We start from the raw sequence: 19,822 nt of genomic DNA, 5'->3' as shown, positions 1-19,822 counted from the left end.
CTCACAACACCAATGTCCATGTAAATAGTTACGAGCTTATCTGGCACTATAGCGGTCTCCATAAACATCGTCAAAAACTGCGAAACGCCGCTGATTCCAACGAAATTGACAGATTGCCGAAATTTGCCCTATTCTGTAATTGTTTCGCGGTTGAAACTAGTTACATAATCCAAACCAAGGAGGGTTCGGTATGAACAAGCGTTGGATGAAGATCGCGGTGAGCGCCGTCGCCGCCGTCGGTCTGTTGGCTCCGCTCGCGGCCTGCGGTGGCTCGAGCAGCGGCTCCTCCACCTCGAACGGCCCCGTCACCATCGAATGGTGGGGCTGGGACCAGGGTCAGAAGAAGCAGGCCGACGAGTTCAACAAGTCGCAGAGCAAGATCAAGGTCGTCTACAAGCAGCAGGCCTCGCAGGAGAAGGCCGAGCAGGCCCTCGTCAACGCGGTGAAGGCCGGCAACGCGCCGGACCTCACCGAGGTGAACATGGACTCCACGATCTCGCTGCTGGCCGACGGCACGCTGCAGAACGTCAAGCAGTACAACCCCGACCTGTCCAAGATCTCCAAGCAGGCCGTCGAGTCCTTCACCGTCGGCGACCAGCTCGCGGTCATCCCCTACAAGGTCAGCCCGCAGTTCATGATCGTCAACCAGAAGACCCTCGACGCCGCCGGCGTCAAGGCCCCGACCACCTGGGACGAGATGATCGCCGCAGGCAAGACCCTCAAGGCCAAGAACAAGGACATCAAGCTCATCAACCTGCCCGGCGAGGATCCGTCGCAGCTGGTGCTCATGGCCCAGCAGTTCGGCGCCAAGTGGTACTCCACCAAGGGCGACAAGTGGGTCGTCGACATCAACGGCCCGGAGACCAAGAAGGCCGCCGCCTACCTGCAGCAGATCGTCGACAACGACATGTTCTCCCAGAAGACCTACGTCGAATGGGACGCCCTGATGCAGTACTTCCAGTCCGGCAACCTCGCCACGGTCGGCACCTCCACCTGGCAGCTGTCCGCCTACCAGCAGAACTTCTCCAAGTCGCTCGGTGACTGGCACGCCGTCGCATGGCCGAAGGAATCCGCCAGCTCCGACGTCGTCACCCCGCTGAACGCGCAGGGCAACGGCGTGCCGAAGGGCGCGAAGAACCCGCAGGCCGCCGTCGAGTTCGCCACCTGGCTGGCCACCAACGACACCGCCATCAAGACCGCCGCCAACGCCCAGACCGGCTCCGGCGCCTTCCCGGCCGTCACCGACGCCAGCAAGTACGTCAAGGACTCCCTGCCCGACAAGCTGCTCGACGACAACGACAACGCCGCCAAGGTGGTCGAAGAGGCCGACAAGACCCTCGCCCCCTACACCACCGGCGTGAACTGGAGCTCCATGTTCAAGCAGCTGCAGGACCAGTGGGCGCAGTTCACCCAGAAGAAGATCACCGCCGACCAGATGCTCGACAACGTCCAGGCATGGACCGTCAAGGACCTCAAGGACAAGGGCATCAGCGTCGAATCCGCCAACTGATCCGAATCCGAGTCTGACCGAGACCTACCATCTCTCCTCCTCATAACGAATGCCGTCGGGTTTCTCCTTTCTTCCACTCGACGGCATTCCTTTTCCCGAAAACCATTCATCCCATTCATTTCCATCGGCCAGCGTCCGTTGATTCCGACGATTCGCCGATGCACCATTCATCGTTAGGAGTTGGATTGTGAGTGCCGTAACATCTTCGGTCCACGCATCCACGGCGGCGAAGTCCTCGGCCCATGCGCGAGAGAACAAGACGCCGTCATGGCAGAGGCGCCTCGGCTACAAGGGCGCGCTGTTCGGACTGCCGTTCTTCGTGGGCTTCCTCTTCGTCTTCATCATCCCCCTGTTCTACGCCATCTACGAAAGCCTCTTCAAGAGGCAGTCCAGCGGCCTCGGCATCGGCGAGCCCACCCTGCACTTCGCTGGCCTGAGCCAGTACGCACGGGTCATGCAGGACCACGACTTCTGGGTCGGCATGGGGCGCGTGGCCATCTACTCCGTCGTCGTCGTGCCGATCATCATGGGCTTCGCCCTGCTCGAGGCGCTGCTCATCGACACCGCCAAGGCCAAGGCCAAGAAGGCCTTCCGCTTCATCCTGCTCATCCCGTACATGGTGCCGACCATCGTCTCCACGCTGATGTGGGTGTACCTCTACTCTCCCGACATCGGCCCGCTGCGCAAGTTCTTCATGATCTTCGGCCTCGACGTCAACTTCTTCAGCCCCGGCATGCTGTGGGTCTCCATGGCCAACCTGCTGCTGTGGACCCAGGTCGGCTTCAACATGCTGATCCTCTACGGCTCCCTCACCGCGCTCGACCCGGCGCTGCTCGAGGCCGCCCGCGTGGACGGCGCCAGCGAGCTGCGCATCGCCTGGTCCATCAAGATCCCGCAGATCAAGGGATCCCTTGTGCTCACCGGCCTGCTCTCCTTCATCGGCATGCTCCAGCTGTTCGACCAGCCGCTGCTGTTCCGCTCCGCATCCCCGCAGACCGTGACCGCCAACTTCACGCCGATCATGACCATCTACAACTACACGTTCACCGCAGGCGGCGACTACAACTACGCGGCCGCGCTCTCCGTGGTCCTCGCCATCGTTATCGGCATCCTCTCCGCACTCATCTACGGATTCTCGAACAGGAAGAAGTGATACGTTATGACATCCGCAACCGCCAATCACGCTCCCGGCAAGGGGATCAAGGGCATGGGCAACAAGCGCACCCGTCTCGGCGTGCTCATCGTGCTCATCATCATGGCCTTCTACGCATGCGCCCCGCTGTGGTGGCTCGTCGTCTCCGTCACCAAGACCCGCGTCGACCTCTACAACACCAACGGCCTGTGGTTCGGCCACACGAACAACATCGTGCAGAACTTCCAGCAGCTGTTCACCTACGAGAACGGCCTGTTCTTCAAGTGGATGTGGAACTCCATCCTCTACGCCGGCCTCGGCTCCCTCATCTGCATGGTCATCTCGCTGGCCGCCGGCTACTCGCTGAGCAAGTTCAGGTACCCCGGCAGGGGAGTGGGCATGGGCCTCGTCATGTGCTCGTTCCTCATCCCGGCCGCACTGCTCACCATGCCGATGTACCTCATGTTCTCCGCCGTGCACATGACCGACACCATCTGGGCCGTGCTCGTGCCGTTCTTCATCAACGCGTTCGACGTCTACCTCGCCAAGGTGTACATCGACGGCTCCGTGCCCGACGAACTGCTCGAGGCCGCCCGCGTGGACGGCGCCGGCGAGCTGTTCATCTTCGGCAAGATCGTGCTGCCGCTGCTCTCCACCCCGGCCGCCACCATCTTCATCCTCACCTTCGTGCTCAACTGGAACAATTTCTACCTGCCGATCGTGATGCTGCGCGGCTCCGACAAGTGGACGCTCTCCCTCGGCCTCTACAGCTTCATGCAGACCAAGCAGACCGCCCTGTTCGACCCGACCACCATCGCCCTCGCCGGCGCCGTGCTCTCCATCGTGCCGCTCGCCGTGGTGATGATCGCCATGCAGCGCTACTGGAAGTCCGGCGTGGCGCTCGGCTCCGTCAAGGGGTGAATGCTCCGATGTCTTCCTCCGCCACATACGCTGTGCTCGTCCACGGATGGGGCGGCTCCCCGAAGACCTGGGAGCCGGTGCGATGGCCCGAATCGTGGAAGGTGCTCGCCTACACGCTTCCCGGCCACGCCGAGCGTGCGCAGGAAGGGCCGTGGACCATTCCGTCCGCTGCCGAGGACCTCGCCGCCTACATTCGCGAGAACGTGCCGACGGGCGCCCGAACCCTGCTCATCGCCCACTCCATGGGAGGGCAGCTGTCCATGCTGGTCAACGCCGACCACCCCGAACTCATCGACGGGGAGGTCGTCATCGACCCCGCATACAACGGCGACGACTCGCCGGCCGACGTGGAAAGGATGCGCCGCACCCTCGACGCCTTCCGTGCCGACCCGCACGGCGCCATGAACGAATTCATCCAGGGCGCGTTCTCCAAGTACCTGCCGGACGAAAGCCGCAGGGCCATCATGGACGACGCCGACCGGACGAACGGAACGGCGCTCGCCGACTACTTCTCCTCCGAATATCTGGAGGAGGGGTCGTTCGGCCTGCGCGGCCATACGCCGGAAGTGGCGAAACGCCGCACGAGGCCCGTGCTCGGCTTCTACACCAGCCAGTCGCGCGGCGACTACGAACGGGCCTGCGACCCGGAGGGGCTGGACGTCGAGATCTCGCTATGGGCATCCGACCACGGTCACTTCATGCACATGGAGGATCCGGGACGGTTCTCCGACGAGACCGTACGATGGGCCGTGGAACACGGCCTGGCCGACACGTCCGGCGACGGCGGTGAGGCCGCGTCCGTACGAAGCCAGCCACTCGCTACGGCGGGTGTCTGACCGAACCGCCATCGAAAACGACGACGGCAATGTAACAAGTTTCAGCACATCCACCACCATGCTGAATGCGGCGGCATCGACTCCTTCCGATGCCGCCGCTTTTGTAAAGGAAATCAGTTACACTACAACAGCACAACAATGACGACCGCGACGTCGGAATCGGTGACGACGATTCCGCGGCGGCGGTCATCACGACACCAAACGGAGGGACGACATGAGTCGCTATGAGCAGTCCGAAGGCGACGAGGCAAGGCATCACGGCCCCGGTCCCGCCCGAACCGGCAACGTCAACATCCGCGACATCGCCGAAGCGGCCGGCGTCTCCACCGCCACCGTCTCGCGCGTGATGCGCGGCGGCAACCGCGTCTCCGAGGCCACGCGCGCCAAGGTGCGGAAGGTCATCGAGGAGCTCGGCTACATCCCCAACGCGCACGCCCTGGCGCTCACCACGCCGCCCAACTCCGTCACCCTGGTCGTGGACCACATCTACGGCGGCACCTACGGCGAGATGACCGCCGGCGTGGAGCGCGAGACCGCCGACCGGAACATGACGTTCCGCCTGCAGTCCACCGGCGGCAACTGGGACGATCCCGAACCCATATTCGACAACCTGCTCTCCCAGCGGTCGCGACTGGTCGTCCTGACCGCCAGCGACGTCATCGGCGCGCCGGTCAACGACGTCCTCAACGACTACGTCGACAAGTTCGCCTCCGTCGGCACCGACGTGGTGGTGCTCGCCCGTCCCCGCATGGGCCTCGACCCGCGCATCGCCGTCGTGGACTACGCCAACGAAAGCGGCACCTACGAGATGACGAAATACATGATCTCGCTCGGTCACCGGTCGTTCATGTTCGTCGGCAGGAAACCCGACTCCAGCGTGTTCAACGCACGATACGACGGTTTCCTGCGCGCATTGCGCGAGGCCGGCATACCCTATGACGACCGCATCAACGTACCCATCGACGACGACCGCGACAGCGTCATCGCGAACGTGATGGCCGCCTATCCCATGGTTCCCGGCTGCACGGCCGTCGTCGCCGTCACCGACGCCATGGCGCTGTACACCATCGCCGCGCTGCACAAGCTCGGCAAGAGCGTGCCCGGCGACGTCTCCGTCGGCGGCTTCGACGACATGCCCTTCGCCGAGGATCTGGTCGTGCCGATGACCACCGTGCACGCGCCGTTCGCCAACATGGGCCATATGGCGGTCAAGCTCGGTCTCGACGGGCTCGGACACGACGTGACCATGCCCACGCAGCTGAAGATCCGCGGCTCCGTCGCCGTGGTCCCGGCTCGGTGAAGTCGGGTCGCTCTGCCTGGCAGGGCGGCGGTGCTAGACTTCGTCATTGGTACGGCAATCGTTTACCGCGGCATCGTCACAGGATGCCGGAGAAGTGTCGGATACATGCATATGGAGGATGGACGGCGATGACGACGGGTCATCATGGCAGGGCGGCGACGCTTATGGACGTGGCCAGGGAGGCCGGCGTCTCCATCGCCACCGCGTCGCGCGCGCTCAACGGCGGCACACGCAAGGTGCGCAAAGACTCCTACGCCAAGGTGACGGCGGCGGCACGGCGGCTCAACTACCGGCCCAACGCCTTCGCGCAGGCCGTGGCCAAGGGCTCGTCGTCGAACATCGCGCTGCTGGTCTCCGACATCTCCGACCCGTATTTCGCCGGCGTCTCGCAGGGTGTCGTCAAGGCGGCGTCCGAACGCGGCGTCGACGTCGCCATCGGCGTGGCATCGGACGGCGCCGAGGAATTGGATCGCATCAGCGGGTTCATCGCCTCCCGGCCACGCGGCATCATCATCTCGGAAAGCGAGAACGTCAACGACCATACGAGGCAGGAACTCCAACAGGAGCTGAAGCGCTACTCCGACGCCGGCGGCCGCGTCGTGTTCGTTCTCGACCGCGACATGCCGTTCCCGGCCATCGACGTGGGCAACGAGGACGGGGGCCATGCCATCGGAAAACTGCTGCGGGATGCCGGATATCGTCGGCCGGTGATACTCAAGGGCAATGACGGGTACCGTTCCTCCGGCCAGCGGTACCGTGGCGTGGTCAAGGCGCTTGCCGAAGGCGGCGTCGACATCGATCCGCGCGCCGTGGCCAATGGCGGGTTTCGTCGTGAGACCGGTTTCGCAGTCGTCTCGCAGATGATTCGCGACCGGTTGCTTCCGCCAGGGGAGGGGGCGCTCTACGGCGGTGCCGGCGCGGATTGCGTCGTGGCGCTGAACGACGTCATGGCCATCGGCGCCATGACCGCGCTGCGTGCCGCAGGCATCGAACCGGGGCGACAGGTGGGCGTCACCGGCTTCGGCGACATCCCCTACGCCGTCGACGTCTACCCGGCGTTGACCACCGTGCATCTGCCGCTGCAGGACATGGGGAAGGCGGCCGTGGAGAACGTACTGCTCAGTGATGACGAATACCGGAGTCTCGGCCATCGTCTCATCTTCCTGCATGCCAGGCCCGACGTCATTCTGCGCGATTCGCTGCCGAGACGCTAGCCGGCGTGCCGTCGTCTTCTTCCGAAGTTCGATGCCCTGCCTATCTCGGATGTCCTTCGCACTCGCCCGGCGCCGCTGACTCATTTGGCGTTGTATACTGGGGTAGTCTGCTTTGAAACCGGTTACATAGATGTTTTCCGGTAGGGCGGAATGCGGTTCAGCAAGAACGCACATCGAATCCGACGGCGCAGCGGCCGGCGGGAGGAAGGGTACTGCATTGACAGTATTGAAGAAAGCAAGGACCATCTGCGGCGCGGTCATAGGCGTCGCAGTCAGCGGCGCGATGATGGCCGCCGTGGGACTGGCGGCCACGGGAACCGCCGCATACGCGGACACCGTGGACGACGTCATCAAGGACAACGCATGGGTCTGGGGGTCCGACGCCGGCAACGCCCACGCCGACGGCGCCCTCATCGTCAAGAACGACATCGACTCCTACATGCGCCTCGACCTTTCCGGCATCAGGGCCGACGCCAGGTCCGTCACCCTGAACATGTCGAAGAAGAACGCCGCCAACACGCTCAAGGTGCAGCGCGCCAGCGAGAACCTGAGCAAGGACGGCGCCGACACCGACACCGCATGGAGCGAAAGCAACATCACCTGGTCCACGAAGCCGATCGCCAGCGACGCCGATGCCGTAAGCGTCGACATGGCAGGCGGCAACGTCTCCTTCGGCATCGACATCACCAGACTCGTCAATGACGCCAAGGCCGCCGGCGACAAGACCATGACCCTGCGCCTGTCCACCACGGGCACCACCGGCTCCGACCTCTACTCCACCCGCGCCGACGACGGCAGTCTCCGACCTTATGTGGACGCCGCCTACGCCGATGACGAAAAGCCCGTCGACCTTGCCGTGAAGACGCCGTTCTCCTCATACATCGCCAACGGCGAGACCGCGCAGAAGATCGTGAACATCAAGACCGACGACGGCCGATACCTCGCGGTGAACAAGAGCACCGGAGCCGTCACCACCGTCGACTCCAAGGACAACGCCTCGCTGTTCGCCATCTACGGTTACGACTACACCGCATCCGAGTACGACGGCAAGGGCGGCGCCCAGCAGACCACCTACGCCATCAAATCGCTCGCCAACGGCAAATACCTGACCATCCAGAACTACGGCACCGCAAAGAACCAGCCGTACTACAACATGAACGGCAACGCCTACGAGGTCAGGGCCACCGCCCCCGCCGTGCTGTGGAACGAACGCTTCTACCTGCATGAATACGCCAAGGCCGGCAAGATCGCCATCGCCACGCACCTCAACTCGCTGCGCGATGGAGCCGAAGGCGCGCAGTCCCCGGTGCGGGCCACCGACAGCGGCATGACCGCCGTCGCCGGCGACCACCACGTGTACAAGTACACGTTCGAAGAGGCCCCGGCCAACCTGCTCGAAGCCCACGCCACCGTGAACGGCACCAACGCCACCGTGCAGTGGACGCCCGTCAACGGCGATGCCGACGCCAGCCACTACAGCGTCGACGGCGCCGCCGTGACCAGCGCCGATGGCGTGCTGTCCGCCGCTATCACCGGACTGAAGGCCGGCAGCCGCACCGTCACCGTCAACTACGCCAACGGCGCCGCCAAGGCCAGCGACGACGTGACTGTACGCGTGTTCAACCACCCCGGCGTCACGCTCAGCGAACAGCAGCTCGACGCCATGAAGGAGCACGTGGCCAAGAAGGAGGACCCCTGGTACTCCGACTACCTGCGCCTGAAGAACACCGCGCCCGACAACACCGCATCCGCCGACTTCGTCGACACCCCGCAGGAGGGCGTCGGCCGCGGAGACCAGCCCGGACACGGCAACATCGCCTACTACGAGAAGGCCAGCGCCGCAGCCTACTTCAACGCACTGGAATGGGTCGTCACCGGTGAAGGCAAGTACGCCGACAAGACCGTGCAGATCCTCAACGGATGGTCCGACAAACTCGACATCCTCGACGGCCGCGACCAGATCCTCGGCGCGTCCCTCTCCACCGACAAGCTCATCAACGCGGCCGAGATCGTGCGCTACTACGACGGCGGATACAGCGGCTACAAGGCCGCCGACTTCGCCAGGTTCCAGAACCTGCTGCTCAACGTCGTCTACCCGGTGATCCAGGACGGCGGCGCGCCCATGAACGCCAACGGCAACTGGGACGTGATCCCCATCAACACCATGATCGCCATCGGCGTGGCCACCGACAACGCCGAGATCTACGACAACGCCGTGAACATGTACAAGAGCCCGTACATCAACGGATCGATCGTCAACTACGTGAGCGACTGGGGCCAGACCGCCGAATCCGCGCGAGACCAGGCGCACGGCCAGCTCGGCGTCGGCGCCATGGGCGACATCTGCGCCATCGCCGAACAGCAGGGCGACGATCTGTGGGGCCTCGAGAACAATAAGCTCGCCAAGGCATACAACTGGGCCGCCCAGTACAACATGTTCAGCGGCGAAGGCGAACTCAAGGCGCAGCCGATCGACAACATCTTCGGCCGCACCGACAACTGGGCCAAGTGGAGCACCATGGAGGAGCAGGGCGTGTACCGCGGACAGCTCCGCCCGATCTACGAGACCGCGCTCGCACACTACTCCAAGGTGCCCGGCGTCGACACCACGTGGATGGCCAAGGCCGCCGCGGCAAGCCGTCCCGAGGGCTTCGTGCACTACGACAACCTCAACTTCGACACGCTCACCTCGTACAACGGCAAGGCCGAGAAGGCCGGCACGACCAAGCCGTACTTCCAGATCCGCACGCGCATCGCGCCGTGGTACCAGACCGCATGGAACGCCATCGCCCAGTACGGTGAGGTCCCCGAAGGCTCCAACTCCATCACCGGAGGCGTGCTGCCGAAGAACTACACCACCGAGACCACGGACTCCTACTTCACCACCCGCAGCGACGGCACGGTGGCCGTGGGCGCCAAGCAGAAGGACGCGACCGTCTACCGACTGGTGACCAACGCCGACGAGACCTACTCCGTGCAGGACGCGACGACCGGCAAGTACCTGTCCGTGGGCGAGAAGGCCGCCGACGGCACCAACCCAATCACCGCCTCCGCCGACAAGGTGGGCGAGAACGAGAAGTTCGCCATGACCAGCTGGATCGGCATCAGCTACCTGAGCCACGACGGCCGCATGGTCGAGCAGACGGTGATCGGCGACGACGCCTCGTGCGCCACCGACAGGCCCGACGTGACCAAGTGCGCGCCGGCCCTGCGCCTCGGCGCCGCCGCGACTCCGGCCGCCGCGGCCGACACCAAGACCGCCAACTGGCTGCAGTTCACCTATCACGACGCCGTCAAGGTGCCGGGCGACGACGAGAACACCGGCAACAACAGCGGTTCCGGTTCGAACAACAGCGGTTCGAACAACAACGGCAACGCCGGTTCGACCAACGCCAATGGCTCCAATGGTCAGAACGGCACCAAGCCCAACGGCGGCAACACCTCCGGCAACGGTTCCAACGCCGCGAACGGCAAGACCGACGTCCAGGGCAACGCCTCCGGCAACAGTGCCCGTCTCTCCCGCACCGGTGCATCCGTCATCGGCGTGACAGCGCTCGCCGTCATCGCGCTGACTGCCGGCATCGCACTGTCCCTGCGTCGTAAGGCTCAGTGATTCCCGGTGATTCCCCTGATGGACGGCTCCCGAACGGGGCCGTCCATCATTTTTTCGATTGATTATTGATAGGAGCAGGCCGTCATGATTCCGTCTTCCGATGATTCCGCGATTCGTATGTATCCGGTGCCCGCAGGCGCCGTATTGCAGCACAATCTGATCGTGCGCGTGCGAACCGTCGGCAATGATGCATGGCATGAGGTGCCCACTTACCGCGTGAAGGTCGATATGCACGACGTCTCCGAGGCGTCGATGGCGTACTTCGACTTCGAAGGCGTCGTGGAGGTCGAGGTCACGCGTCCCGGCTGGTGGTACTGCTATACGGCGGACATCCGGCCGCTTGCCTTGGACATTGCCCCACAGGTGGAGCCGCGGCGGGTCGTGTTCCGGCTCGACCGGCCGGCGAACCTGTCGATGGAACTCAATCATGACCGTCGTCACAACCTGCATCTCTTCGCCGGATCCATCGCGGACGCCGATGCATTGGAACGTCCCGGCGACAAGGCCGACGTCGTCGTGAAGGGACGTATGGACGGGCCGAATACATTGGGACGGGACGTGCTGCTGCAACTGGAGAACATCCGTCGAGGCCGTCCCCTCGACGCCGGCTATCTCGACGGCACGCGGTTCCTCGGTGCCGACGTCGACGGCGCGATCGCCGGTGATGCGAACGACGTCGATGGCAGCCCATCCTCCGCCGATTCCGACCGTAATCTCGTCATTCGTGTGAAACCGGGCCATTATTTCGTCGAAGACGGCGTACTGAGTCTGCCGCCGCACACCACGCTGATTCTGGAGGGCGGGGCCGTGGTCGAAGGCGCGCTACGCATCGACCACGCCGAGGACGTGCGCGTCATCGGCCGCGGAATCCTGGCGCTCGCGGATTTCGGGCGTTTCTCCGGCACCTGCGCAATCGCCGTCGCGAACTCGCGCGTCGTGGAGATCGCCGGTATCTGCTGCATCAATCCACCGCACTACACGGTGATGCTCGGCTCGTCCCGCGGCGTCGTCATCCGCGACCTCAAATCGTTCAGCTGCGAAGGCTGGAGCGACGGCATCGACATGATGTCGTGCTCCGACGTGACCGTCGAACGCTGCTTCCTGCGTACGTCCGACGACTGCATCGCTGTCTACGGCAGCCGATGGGAGTTCCGCGGCGACACGACGAATGTGACCGTGCGCGACTGCGTGCTGTGGTCCGACGTGGCGCATCCGACGATGATCGGCACGCACGGCGACTACCTGCATGGAGGCGACGTCATCGAGAACGTTGTGTTCGAGAACATCGACGTGCTCGAACACAACGAATACCAGCCCGGGTACCTCGGTGTCATGGCCATCGACGTAGGTGACGGCAACCTCGCGCGAGACGTTGCGTATCGCCATATCCGCGTCGAGAGGTTCCGTCACGGCCGCGTGTTCGACTTCCGTGTGCGGTGCAATCCCGACTACAATCCCGTTCCCGGCCGGGGCATCGAGCGCGTGACGGTCGAGCATGTGGAGATCGCCGACGGGTCGGGGGAGGAGCCGTCGCTCATCGCGGGCTTCGACGAGACGCGCACGGTGAGGGACTTGGCCTTCCGCGAGATTCGTCGCGGCGGCCGTCCCTGTCGTACGTTGGGGGATGCGAATGTGCGGGTCGGCGAATACGCGGCCGACATTTACGTGTCCGAGATTCGTTCCTGAACCAGGCGGTATCGGTCTTTCCGTGCGAGGGCCGTCGGAATCGGGGCCGGCCCGCTGCGGCCCGTGCGCGAAAATACGGATTCTGATGGTCCAAGACGGCGACGTGTCGCGTTTGCAATTCTGAAATCGGTTTCATATAATAATTCATGAAAATCGAAGAGCACAGTGTTTTCAAGGCGGAAAGAGAATTGATTTTAAGAAATCAATTTCAAAAAATGACCGTCCGGTGAAACGACATTGCAAAGGAGCGTCATGTCCGAGAAATTCAACGTCGTCATGTCCATCAAGCCCGGCCTGCCGGAGCAGCTGCTGACGGAACCCATGTGGAAGCGTCTGCACGAAATCGCCAACATCGAGCAGCACACCGAGATCACCGACTTCTCCGACCCGGCCGCGCTCGATCGCATGAAGGACGCCGACTACCTGTGGTACGGCTGGGAGGCCCCGCAGATCACCGCCGACGTACTGAACGCCATGCCGAAGCTCAAGGGCATCATCGCCGCCCAGGGCAGCGCCTACAAGTCCCTGACCGACGAGGCCCGCAGGATCGCCAAGGATCGCGGCATCTTCGCCACCAACGTGCAGGCCGCCAACTCCATCCCCGTGGCCGAGTACTGCCTCGGCGTGACGCTGCTCGAAAGCAAGGACTACACGCTGTCGCAGCATCAGTATGGCGAGCAGCGCGCCTACATCAACCGTGAGGTCAACTACGCCGACGCCGGCACCTACGGCAAGACCGTCGGCATCGTGACCGCAACCGCGCAGATCGCCCGCGACTTCATGGAGATGCTCAAGCCGTTCGATTTCAACGTCATCGCCTGGAGCCGCCATCTCACCGACGAGGAGGCCGCCGAGCACGGTGCCAGGAAGGTCGACCTCGACACCGTGTTCCGCGAGTCCGACATCGTCTCCATCCATACGCCCGGCATCCCGCAGACCGCCGGCATGATCGGTGCGCATGAACTCGGCCTCATGAAGGACGGCGCCCTGCTGCTCAACTCCGCCCGCGGCATCGTCATCGACCACAAGGCGCTCGAGAAGGAGCTCGTCTCCGGTCGCATCCGCGCCGTGCTCGACGTGACCGACCCGGAGGAGCCGCTGCCCGCCGACAGCCCGCTGTGGGGCCTGCCGAACGTGGTGCTCACCCCGCACATCGCCGGTTCCATGGGCTGCGACCTCAACCGCATGGGCGCCTCCGTGCTCACCGAGTTCGAGCACATCGCCGCAGGCGAGCCGCCGGTGCACTTCGAGGCCAATCCGCTGGACTGACAGGGCAGGAGCGTTTCCATCATGGACAAGAAGTACGAATACGGCACCGAAGAGAACCGCGCCCTGCTGGCCCGCGAAACCGAGAACCTGCTCGGCTTCGGCCACCGGTTCCCCGCGCCCGGCGGCGGCTCCGCATGGCTCGACAACGAAGGCAACCCCGACCCGTCGCACGGCATCCAGACCTGGATCACCTGCCGCATGGCCCACGTGTACTCGCTCGGCACGCTGCTCGGCCACATCGGCTCCGAGAAACTGGTCGACGCGGCGGTCGACGGACTGCTCGGACATCTGCACGACGACGCCAACGGCGGCTGGTACCCCGAGATCACCTGGGCGGGCAAAGCCCGCGCCCGACAAGATCTGCTACGCCCACGCGTTCGTGATCCTCGCCGGCACCTCCGCCACGCTCATCGGCCGCCCGAAGGGCCCCGAACTGCTCAAGAAGGCGCTCGACGCCTACAACAAGCACTTCTGGGACGATGAGACCGGTCTCGCCGTGGACACGTGGGACACCGAATTCACCAGGCTCGACCCGTACCGCGGGCTCAACGCCAACATGCACACCACCGAGGCGTTCCTCGCCGTGGCCGACGTGACCGGAGACGAGGAATACCGCCGTCGCGCCGGACGCATCATCGACCATGTGGTCGGCTGGGCGTCGAACAACGACTGGCGCATCCCCGAGCACTTCACCGCCGACTGGCAGCCCGACCTCGACTGCAACCGCGACAAGCCCGACGACCAGTTCAAGCCGTTCGGCGCCACCCCCGGCCACGGCATCGAATGGTCGCGACTCATCACCCAGTACGTGCTGAGCTCCGACCGCGACGACGCCGGCAGGAAGTCGCTCGTCGACGCCGCCGAGCATCTGTTCAACCGCGCCCTCGAGGACGCATGGAACCGCGACGGCACCATCGGACTGGCCTACACCACCGACTGGGACGGCAATCCCGTGGTCACCGACCGCATGCACTGGACGCTCGCCGAGGCCGTCAACGCCTCCGCGACGCTCGCCAAGGTCACCGGCAAGCAGGAGTACAAGGACTGGTACGCGAAGTTCTGGCAGTACATCGACGAATACCTCGTCGACCACGAGAAGGGCTCGTGGTTCCACCAGCTCGACAAGGACAACCACGTGCTCACCACCGTGTGGCCCGGCAAGTCCGACCTGTACCATGCCACGCAGGCCACGCTCATACCGCTGCTCGACCCGGCCGTCTCCGTCGCTCCGGCGCTGAAGGCCTCGCTCTCCGACTGATCGGCGGATCGGGGTCCGCGCCCGCCGAGGCTCTCTTCTCAGATGGGCCGGCGGGGCCAGTGAGCAATCGCTTACAGGCCGTGGTGATGTCATCGCGGCTTGAAATAATAGGCAACATCGTGGTCGCCGGCATGAGGTCTGAAATAATTTCATGCCGACGGCCAATGCAGTACGGCCGCCATATGACGGTATATATCATCAAGGAGTCCCAACCAATGGCCAGGAACGCGCAACGCAGCACGCCGGTGATCAAGGACGTCGCCAAACTCGCCGGGGTCTCGGCGCCCACCGTCTCCCGTTACCTCAACGGCACCGCCAACGTGAACGAGGAGAAGCGCAAGCGCATCGCGCAGGCCATCAAACTGCTCGGGTACAAGCCGAGCATCGTCGCCCGCGCACTGGCGAACAAGGAGATGGACTCCGTCATGGTGTTCGCCACCAATTCCGGCACGTTCTCCACCAATATGACGAACATCGGCGTGGAACGCGGCGCGCAGTCGAAGAACTACCTGTTCGGCGTCACCACGCTGAGCGAACATCATATCGACGACGTGCAGCAGATGGTGCAGATGGCGCTCGGCTCCAATCCCGCCGGCGTCATCGTCTACGAATACGACCATGCCGGCGCCGAGGCGCTGCGCTACATCCCCGACGGCATGCCGCTGGTCATCGTCGGCGGCAACGCGGGGGAGGGGCCGTACCAGGTCATCAACTCCGAACGCGAGGGCGGCAGGGAGATGACGAAATACCTGCTCGGCCTCGGTCACAGGACCGTCTACCATGTCGCCCGCGCCGAAGGCCCGAGCAGCAACACCCGTACCAACGGCTGGCGTGATGCGCTCACCGAGGCCGGCGCGCCCATCCCCGAGATTCTGCGTGTCTCGGCCTCCGATCTGCAGGAGGCCGTCGAGGCGGGCCGTGCGCTCGGCCGCCGCGACGACGTGACCGCCGTGTTCGCCGGCAATGACGAGACCGCCATCGCCGTCATCAACGGACTGCGCGAGGTCGGCCGCAATGTGCCGGAGGACGTGAGCGTCGTCGGATTCGACGACCGTCAGTTCGCACCCTTGTGGAAGCCGGCGCTCACCAGCTACCGGCAGAATTTCAACGATATGGGCGAGCGCGCGTTCGCCATGCTCTACGAGCAGATTCAGGCCAGGCGCGCCGGCGAGGAACCGCCGCAGTCGCGCCTCGAGACCGTGCAGGGCCGCATGATTATCCGCGATTCCGCGAGATAGGTGCGCGACTTCGCGCGGTGGTCCGCGTCATATGGGCGCCCCCCGTTATCCGCGATTTACGGTGCCTTTCGGTCGTTTTTCCGCCGAAAAACGACCATTTGGCACCACGGATTCGCGATAACGGGGTTTTGTATCCGTACGTTTCGGATCGTGCGGCATGAAAAGGTGCTTGCCGTGCATATTTCGCGCCTATAGTGGGTCTCGAAATCGTCGTGCTGACGATGGAAGGGGATATGCACGATGGAATTCAACGATGTGATAGCGAAACGCTATGCGTGCCGGAAGTACGATGTGCGGCAGGTCGAGAAAGATGACCTGGATGCGATTCTCGAGGCCGGTCGTCTGGCGCCGACGTCCGTCGACCAGCAGGAGCAGCATGTATACGTCATCCGGTCGGCGGAAGGTCTGGCCAAGGTGGACGAACTTTCGGAATGCCGCTACGGTGCGCCGACCGTGCTGATGGTCACGTACGACACCACCGACGTATACGAGTATCCGGGCGGCAGATACGATTCCGGCGTGGAGGACGCGTCCATCGCCACCACGCAGATGATGCTCGCCGCCGCGGACCGCGGTGTCGGCAGCTGCTGGGTCAATGTGTTCGATCCCGACAAGGTCCGTGCGGCGTTCGGGCTGGCCGACAAGGAGCGGGTCGTCGCCATGCTCGACCTCGGCTATCCGGCCGACGACGCCGAACCGTCGGCCAAGCACTCGCGTCGCAAGCCGATCGACGAACTCGTCACGTATCTGTGACGCGGGAGTCGTTTTCATTGTGTCTTTCTGTTCCGTGCCAGGAAATTCTGGCATGGAACAGTCTTTTGTCGCGATTGTTCGTTCCGCGCCGATGGAACGCGTCTTTGCGGAGTCTGCCGTTCCCAAAAACGTTGGAATTGCAACGAGTGATTTGGGGTGACTACTAGACGGCGTGGCATGGAATGCGATAAACGGATATATTGTCGTTCCCTGCCAAGAAATAGTGGCAGGGAACGGTCGGATGCCGTCATATGGGATTCCGTGCCATGCGTCGATACCGGACGCCGTCGTTTGCGTCGTGTATGTGGTGTGGGCGTGGGCGCCGGTCGTTGGCTGCGTTATGCGGAGCTGTGTCATGTGCGGCGATGTTTTTCGCGAAACCCGCTGTTTCGGGGAGTGGATTGGTGTACACTGAAACTGTTTTTGAAATCGGTTTCAGAAACGATGTCCGGTCATAAACGACGACAGACCGCGATGAACCGATATGGATGATATAAGGGCTGACTGAACCGTATGTTCTCGAAAGCCCCACGACACCTCAGCAACGAGGCTTAGGAAAGGAAAGCGACAATGGCTTGGGAACTGGCTGCAAGCACGCTCGGCGCGCCGTACGACACCATGGATGAACTCGCCAAGACCTTCACTGAAACCGGTGTAACGAAGATCGAGGTCGCGGTCGGCGATGAAATGAAATTCACCATGACCTCCACCGACGACGAACTCAAGACCATGCGCGACGAACTCGCCGAGAAGGCCAACGTCTCCATCTTCTCCGTGGACTCCCGCGTGCAGGTGTGCAACCCCGACCGTACCGAGGACGAACTGCTCGAAAGCCTGGAACACTGCCTGCATATGGCCGACGTGCTCGGTGCCCAGTACGTGCGCGTGTTCCCGACCGCCCCGCTCGACCCGTGCTGGACCCCCGACCGTCTGCCCGGCCTCGCCCTGCCCGACGGCCAGAACCTCGCCGGCATTTCCAAGCGCGGCGCCGCCATCATCGTCAAGGCCCTGCCGTTGGCCGACAAGCTTGGCGTACAGCCGCTGCTCGAAACCCACGACTCGCACACCAACGGCGAGCGCAACGCCATGATCCACGCCGAAATCGACCGTCTGGCCCCCGGCAACCGCGTCGGCTCCATCTGGGATCTTGCTCACCCGTGGCGCGTCGGCGAGGACCCGGTGACCACGTTCGAATACATCGGCCAGTACATCGCGAATGGTCGCGGCCTCGTGCAGATCAAGGACTGCGCGTTCCCCGGCGACCAGACCCCGGTGCTGCAAGGCACCGGCCGCGTGCCGCTGGCCAAGTGCTGCCGCCTGCTGAAGAACGGCGGCTACACCGGCCCGCTGTCGCTCGAATGGGAGCGTCGCTGGTACCCCGAGGTCGCACCGCTCAAGGACGCGCTCGTCGCCGCGCAGAACGCCATCGACAACCTGCCGCTCGACGCCCAGCTGGCGTAGCGGGGAGGAAAACCGCAGGCGGTGATTGAGCGGGGTCAACTCCCCTCAGTCGGCTGTGCCGACAGCTCCCCTCAATCATGAGGGGAGCCAATTGGAATTTGCTGGCTCCCCTCTCTGAGGGGAGCTGTCAGCCGTGAGGCTGACTGAGGGGAGCCGGTTGGAATCGGACCAAGTCCCTCCCTCGGTTATCGCCCATCACCCCCCCCCTCGCATCACACCCCAATAACACGAAAGGAACCTTTCAATGACGATTGATCCCCGTATCTACGGCGCCAAGGCGGACGGCGCAACCAACGACGGCCCGGCCATCCAGCAGGCCATCGACGAATGCGCGACGAACGGCGGCGGCACGGTTCGTCTGACCGATGGCGAATTCCTCTCCGGCACGCTGTTCCTGAAGTCGAACGTGTACCTCAACGTCGCGGCCTCGGCGAAGCTGGTCGCCAGTCCGAACATCGCCGACTACTCGCCAGACGTGCACCACAACCGCTACCGCAACGAGCATGACATCGACCGTTGCTTCATCTACGCCGAGGACGCGCACGACTTCGGCCTGATCGGCCACGGCGAAATCCAGGGCCGGGCCGAGGTCTTCCCCAACGAGGGGTCGATCTACCGTCCGATGATGATCCGCATGCTGCGCTGCTCCAACGTGCACGTCGAAAACCTGCGCCTGTACAACGCGGCCGCATGGACCACCGCGTTCCTCGACAGCGAATACATCTGGGTGCGCGGAGTCGACATCAGGAACGACAAGCGCTACAACGGCGACGGCCTCGACTTCGACGGCTGCGCGCACGTGTTCGTCTCCGACTGCTACGTGCGCGGCACCGACGACAACTTCTGCCTGCAGGCCAGCAGCCGCGAGCATCCCGTGCACGACGTCCACGTGAACAACTGCGAGTTCTCCGGCATCTGCGCCGGAATCCGCATCGGCCTGAAGTCGATCGGTGACATCTACAACGTCACGATCAGCAACTGCACGCTCAACCGAGTGTGGCGCGAGGGCATCAAGATCGAAAGCACCGAGGGAGGGGCGATCAGCGACATCAGCGTCAGCAATATCGTCATGCGCAACGTCACCCGTCCGATTTTCGTGATTCTCAATAATCGGTTCGAGCCGGACGATCTGGGCAGCTCCATCGAGCTTGACCACATGCCGTCCATCGGGCGCCTCGAAAACATCGACATCTCGCATCTGACCGCCGTGGACGACGAGGAGATGGCCAACACGCACATGCGTTTCACCGACGACGTGATGGGCTCGCCGCGGTTCAACGGCATCCGATTCGATGCGGCCGACGGCCGTCCGGTCGACGGCGTGACGCTCAGCGACATCCGATACACGTTCATCGGCGGCGTGAAGAAGACCGACATCCCCGCCGACGACGAGTATCCGAAGGTGCTCGACCGATTGGTTTCGCCGGAGGGGAAATCCAGCGAGAACTACTGGCCCGACTGGTCGCGCACGTCGTTCATGGACCTGCGCAACGTGGCCGACCTGCAGATGCGCAACATCCGTCTGCGCACGTTGCGCGACGACGAACGGCCGGCGATCCTCGTCGACGGCTGCGACGATGCGGTGATCGACGACGTCCGTGTCAACGGGGCGGCCTGGCGATAATCCGATT

General features: G+C 63.7%; 13 protein-coding genes and 1 pseudogene. All 14 read left to right on the top strand.

Going from position 1 to position 19,822, the window contains the following annotated elements; all coding sequences use genetic code 11:
* Positions 1-190 precede the first annotated feature (190 nt).
* The 14 genes and pseudogenes from CS006_RS00765 to CS006_RS00700 all read left to right on the top strand — a co-directional run bounded on the left by CS006_RS00765 (position 191) and on the right by CS006_RS00700 (position 19,815).
* The gene (locus CS006_RS00765) at positions 191-1,510 is read left to right on the top strand and encodes an ABC transporter substrate-binding protein (RefSeq protein WP_100509900.1); all 1,320 of its coding nucleotides are present in this window, start codon (positions 191-193) and stop codon (positions 1,508-1,510) included.
* A gap of 187 nt (positions 1,511-1,697) precedes the next feature.
* A complete protein-coding gene (locus CS006_RS00760; RefSeq protein WP_100509899.1) occupies positions 1,698-2,663 on the top strand; it encodes a carbohydrate ABC transporter permease in 966 nt (321 codons plus the stop codon).
* A 6-nt stretch (positions 2,664-2,669) separates the two neighbouring features.
* Positions 2,670-3,563, top strand: coding sequence for a carbohydrate ABC transporter permease (locus CS006_RS00755; RefSeq protein WP_100509898.1), 894 nt, complete (start codon positions 2,670-2,672; stop codon positions 3,561-3,563).
* Between the two features lie 8 nt (positions 3,564-3,571).
* The gene (locus CS006_RS00750; protein ID WP_100509897.1) at positions 3,572-4,399 is read left to right on the top strand and encodes an alpha/beta fold hydrolase; all 828 of its coding nucleotides are present in this window, start codon (positions 3,572-3,574) and stop codon (positions 4,397-4,399) included.
* Positions 4,400-4,613: 214 nt separating this feature from the next.
* On the top strand, positions 4,614-5,699 hold the full coding sequence (locus CS006_RS00745) for a LacI family DNA-binding transcriptional regulator (RefSeq protein ID WP_100509896.1): 1,086 nt from the start codon (positions 4,614-4,616) through the stop codon (positions 5,697-5,699).
* 128 nt (positions 5,700-5,827) lie between these two features.
* Complete coding sequence (locus tag CS006_RS00740; RefSeq protein WP_243386560.1) at positions 5,828-6,913, top strand: LacI family DNA-binding transcriptional regulator; 1,086 nt, start codon at positions 5,828-5,830, stop codon at positions 6,911-6,913.
* 217 nt (positions 6,914-7,130) lie between these two features.
* A complete protein-coding gene (locus tag CS006_RS00735) occupies positions 7,131-10,526 on the top strand; it encodes an alginate lyase family protein (RefSeq protein WP_133119497.1) in 3,396 nt (1,131 codons plus the stop codon).
* A gap of 84 nt (positions 10,527-10,610) precedes the next feature.
* Entirely contained in the window at positions 10,611-12,212 is a 1,602-nt protein-coding gene (locus CS006_RS00730; protein ID WP_100509893.1) for a glycosyl hydrolase family 28 protein, read from the top strand.
* 252 nt (positions 12,213-12,464) lie between these two features.
* Positions 12,465-13,481, top strand: a complete 1,017-nt coding sequence (locus CS006_RS00725) for a hydroxyacid dehydrogenase (RefSeq protein WP_100509892.1) — start codon at positions 12,465-12,467, stop codon at positions 13,479-13,481.
* Positions 13,482-13,502: 21 nt separating this feature from the next.
* Positions 13,503-14,739, top strand: a pseudogene (locus tag CS006_RS00720) (AGE family epimerase/isomerase).
* A gap of 215 nt (positions 14,740-14,954) precedes the next feature.
* The gene (locus CS006_RS00715; RefSeq protein WP_100509891.1) at positions 14,955-15,977 is read left to right on the top strand and encodes a LacI family DNA-binding transcriptional regulator; all 1,023 of its coding nucleotides are present in this window, start codon (positions 14,955-14,957) and stop codon (positions 15,975-15,977) included.
* 240 nt (positions 15,978-16,217) lie between these two features.
* A complete protein-coding gene (locus tag CS006_RS00710) occupies positions 16,218-16,730 on the top strand; it encodes a nitroreductase family protein (protein WP_100509890.1) in 513 nt (170 codons plus the stop codon).
* Between the two features lie 570 nt (positions 16,731-17,300).
* Positions 17,301-18,191: a sugar phosphate isomerase/epimerase family protein gene (locus tag CS006_RS00705; protein WP_100509889.1), complete on the top strand. Its 891-nt coding sequence runs from the start codon at positions 17,301-17,303 to the stop codon at positions 18,189-18,191.
* A 244-nt stretch (positions 18,192-18,435) separates the two neighbouring features.
* Positions 18,436-19,815, top strand: coding sequence for a glycoside hydrolase family 28 protein (locus CS006_RS00700; RefSeq protein WP_100509888.1), 1,380 nt, complete (start codon positions 18,436-18,438; stop codon positions 19,813-19,815).
* The last annotated feature ends 7 nt before the right edge of the window (positions 19,816-19,822 follow it).

Origin of the sequence: Bifidobacterium primatium (assembly GCF_002802875.1) — a bacterium.
GTDB lineage: Bacteria > Actinomycetota > Actinomycetes > Actinomycetales > Bifidobacteriaceae > Galliscardovia > Galliscardovia primatium.
The sequence above is the reverse complement of the archived record's forward strand: the minus strand, read 5'-3'. Positions and strand labels throughout refer to the sequence as shown.

Excerpts from the sequence above, each read along its gene's own strand:
- CS006_RS00765 (WP_100509900.1), top strand. The coding sequence starts at position 191 with ATGAACAAGCGTTGGATGAAGATCGCGGTGAGCGCCGTCGCCGCCGTC.
- CS006_RS00755 (WP_100509898.1), top strand. The coding sequence starts at position 2,670 with ATGACATCCGCAACCGCCAATCACGCTCCCGGCAAGGGGATCAAGGGC.
- CS006_RS00750 (WP_100509897.1), top strand. The coding sequence starts at position 3,572 with ATGTCTTCCTCCGCCACATACGCTGTGCTCGTCCACGGATGGGGCGGC.
- CS006_RS00745 (WP_100509896.1), top strand. The coding sequence starts at position 4,614 with ATGAGTCGCTATGAGCAGTCCGAAGGCGACGAGGCAAGGCATCACGGC.
- CS006_RS00740 (WP_243386560.1), top strand. The coding sequence starts at position 5,828 with ATGACGACGGGTCATCATGGCAGGGCGGCGACGCTTATGGACGTGGCC.
- CS006_RS00730 (WP_100509893.1), top strand. The coding sequence starts at position 10,611 with ATGATTCCGTCTTCCGATGATTCCGCGATTCGTATGTATCCGGTGCCC.
- CS006_RS00725 (WP_100509892.1), top strand. The coding sequence starts at position 12,465 with ATGTCCGAGAAATTCAACGTCGTCATGTCCATCAAGCCCGGCCTGCCG.
- CS006_RS00715 (WP_100509891.1), top strand. The coding sequence starts at position 14,955 with ATGGCCAGGAACGCGCAACGCAGCACGCCGGTGATCAAGGACGTCGCC.
- CS006_RS00710 (WP_100509890.1), top strand. The coding sequence starts at position 16,218 with ATGGAATTCAACGATGTGATAGCGAAACGCTATGCGTGCCGGAAGTAC.
- CS006_RS00705 (WP_100509889.1), top strand. The coding sequence starts at position 17,301 with ATGGCTTGGGAACTGGCTGCAAGCACGCTCGGCGCGCCGTACGACACC.
- CS006_RS00700 (WP_100509888.1), top strand. The coding sequence starts at position 18,436 with ATGACGATTGATCCCCGTATCTACGGCGCCAAGGCGGACGGCGCAACC.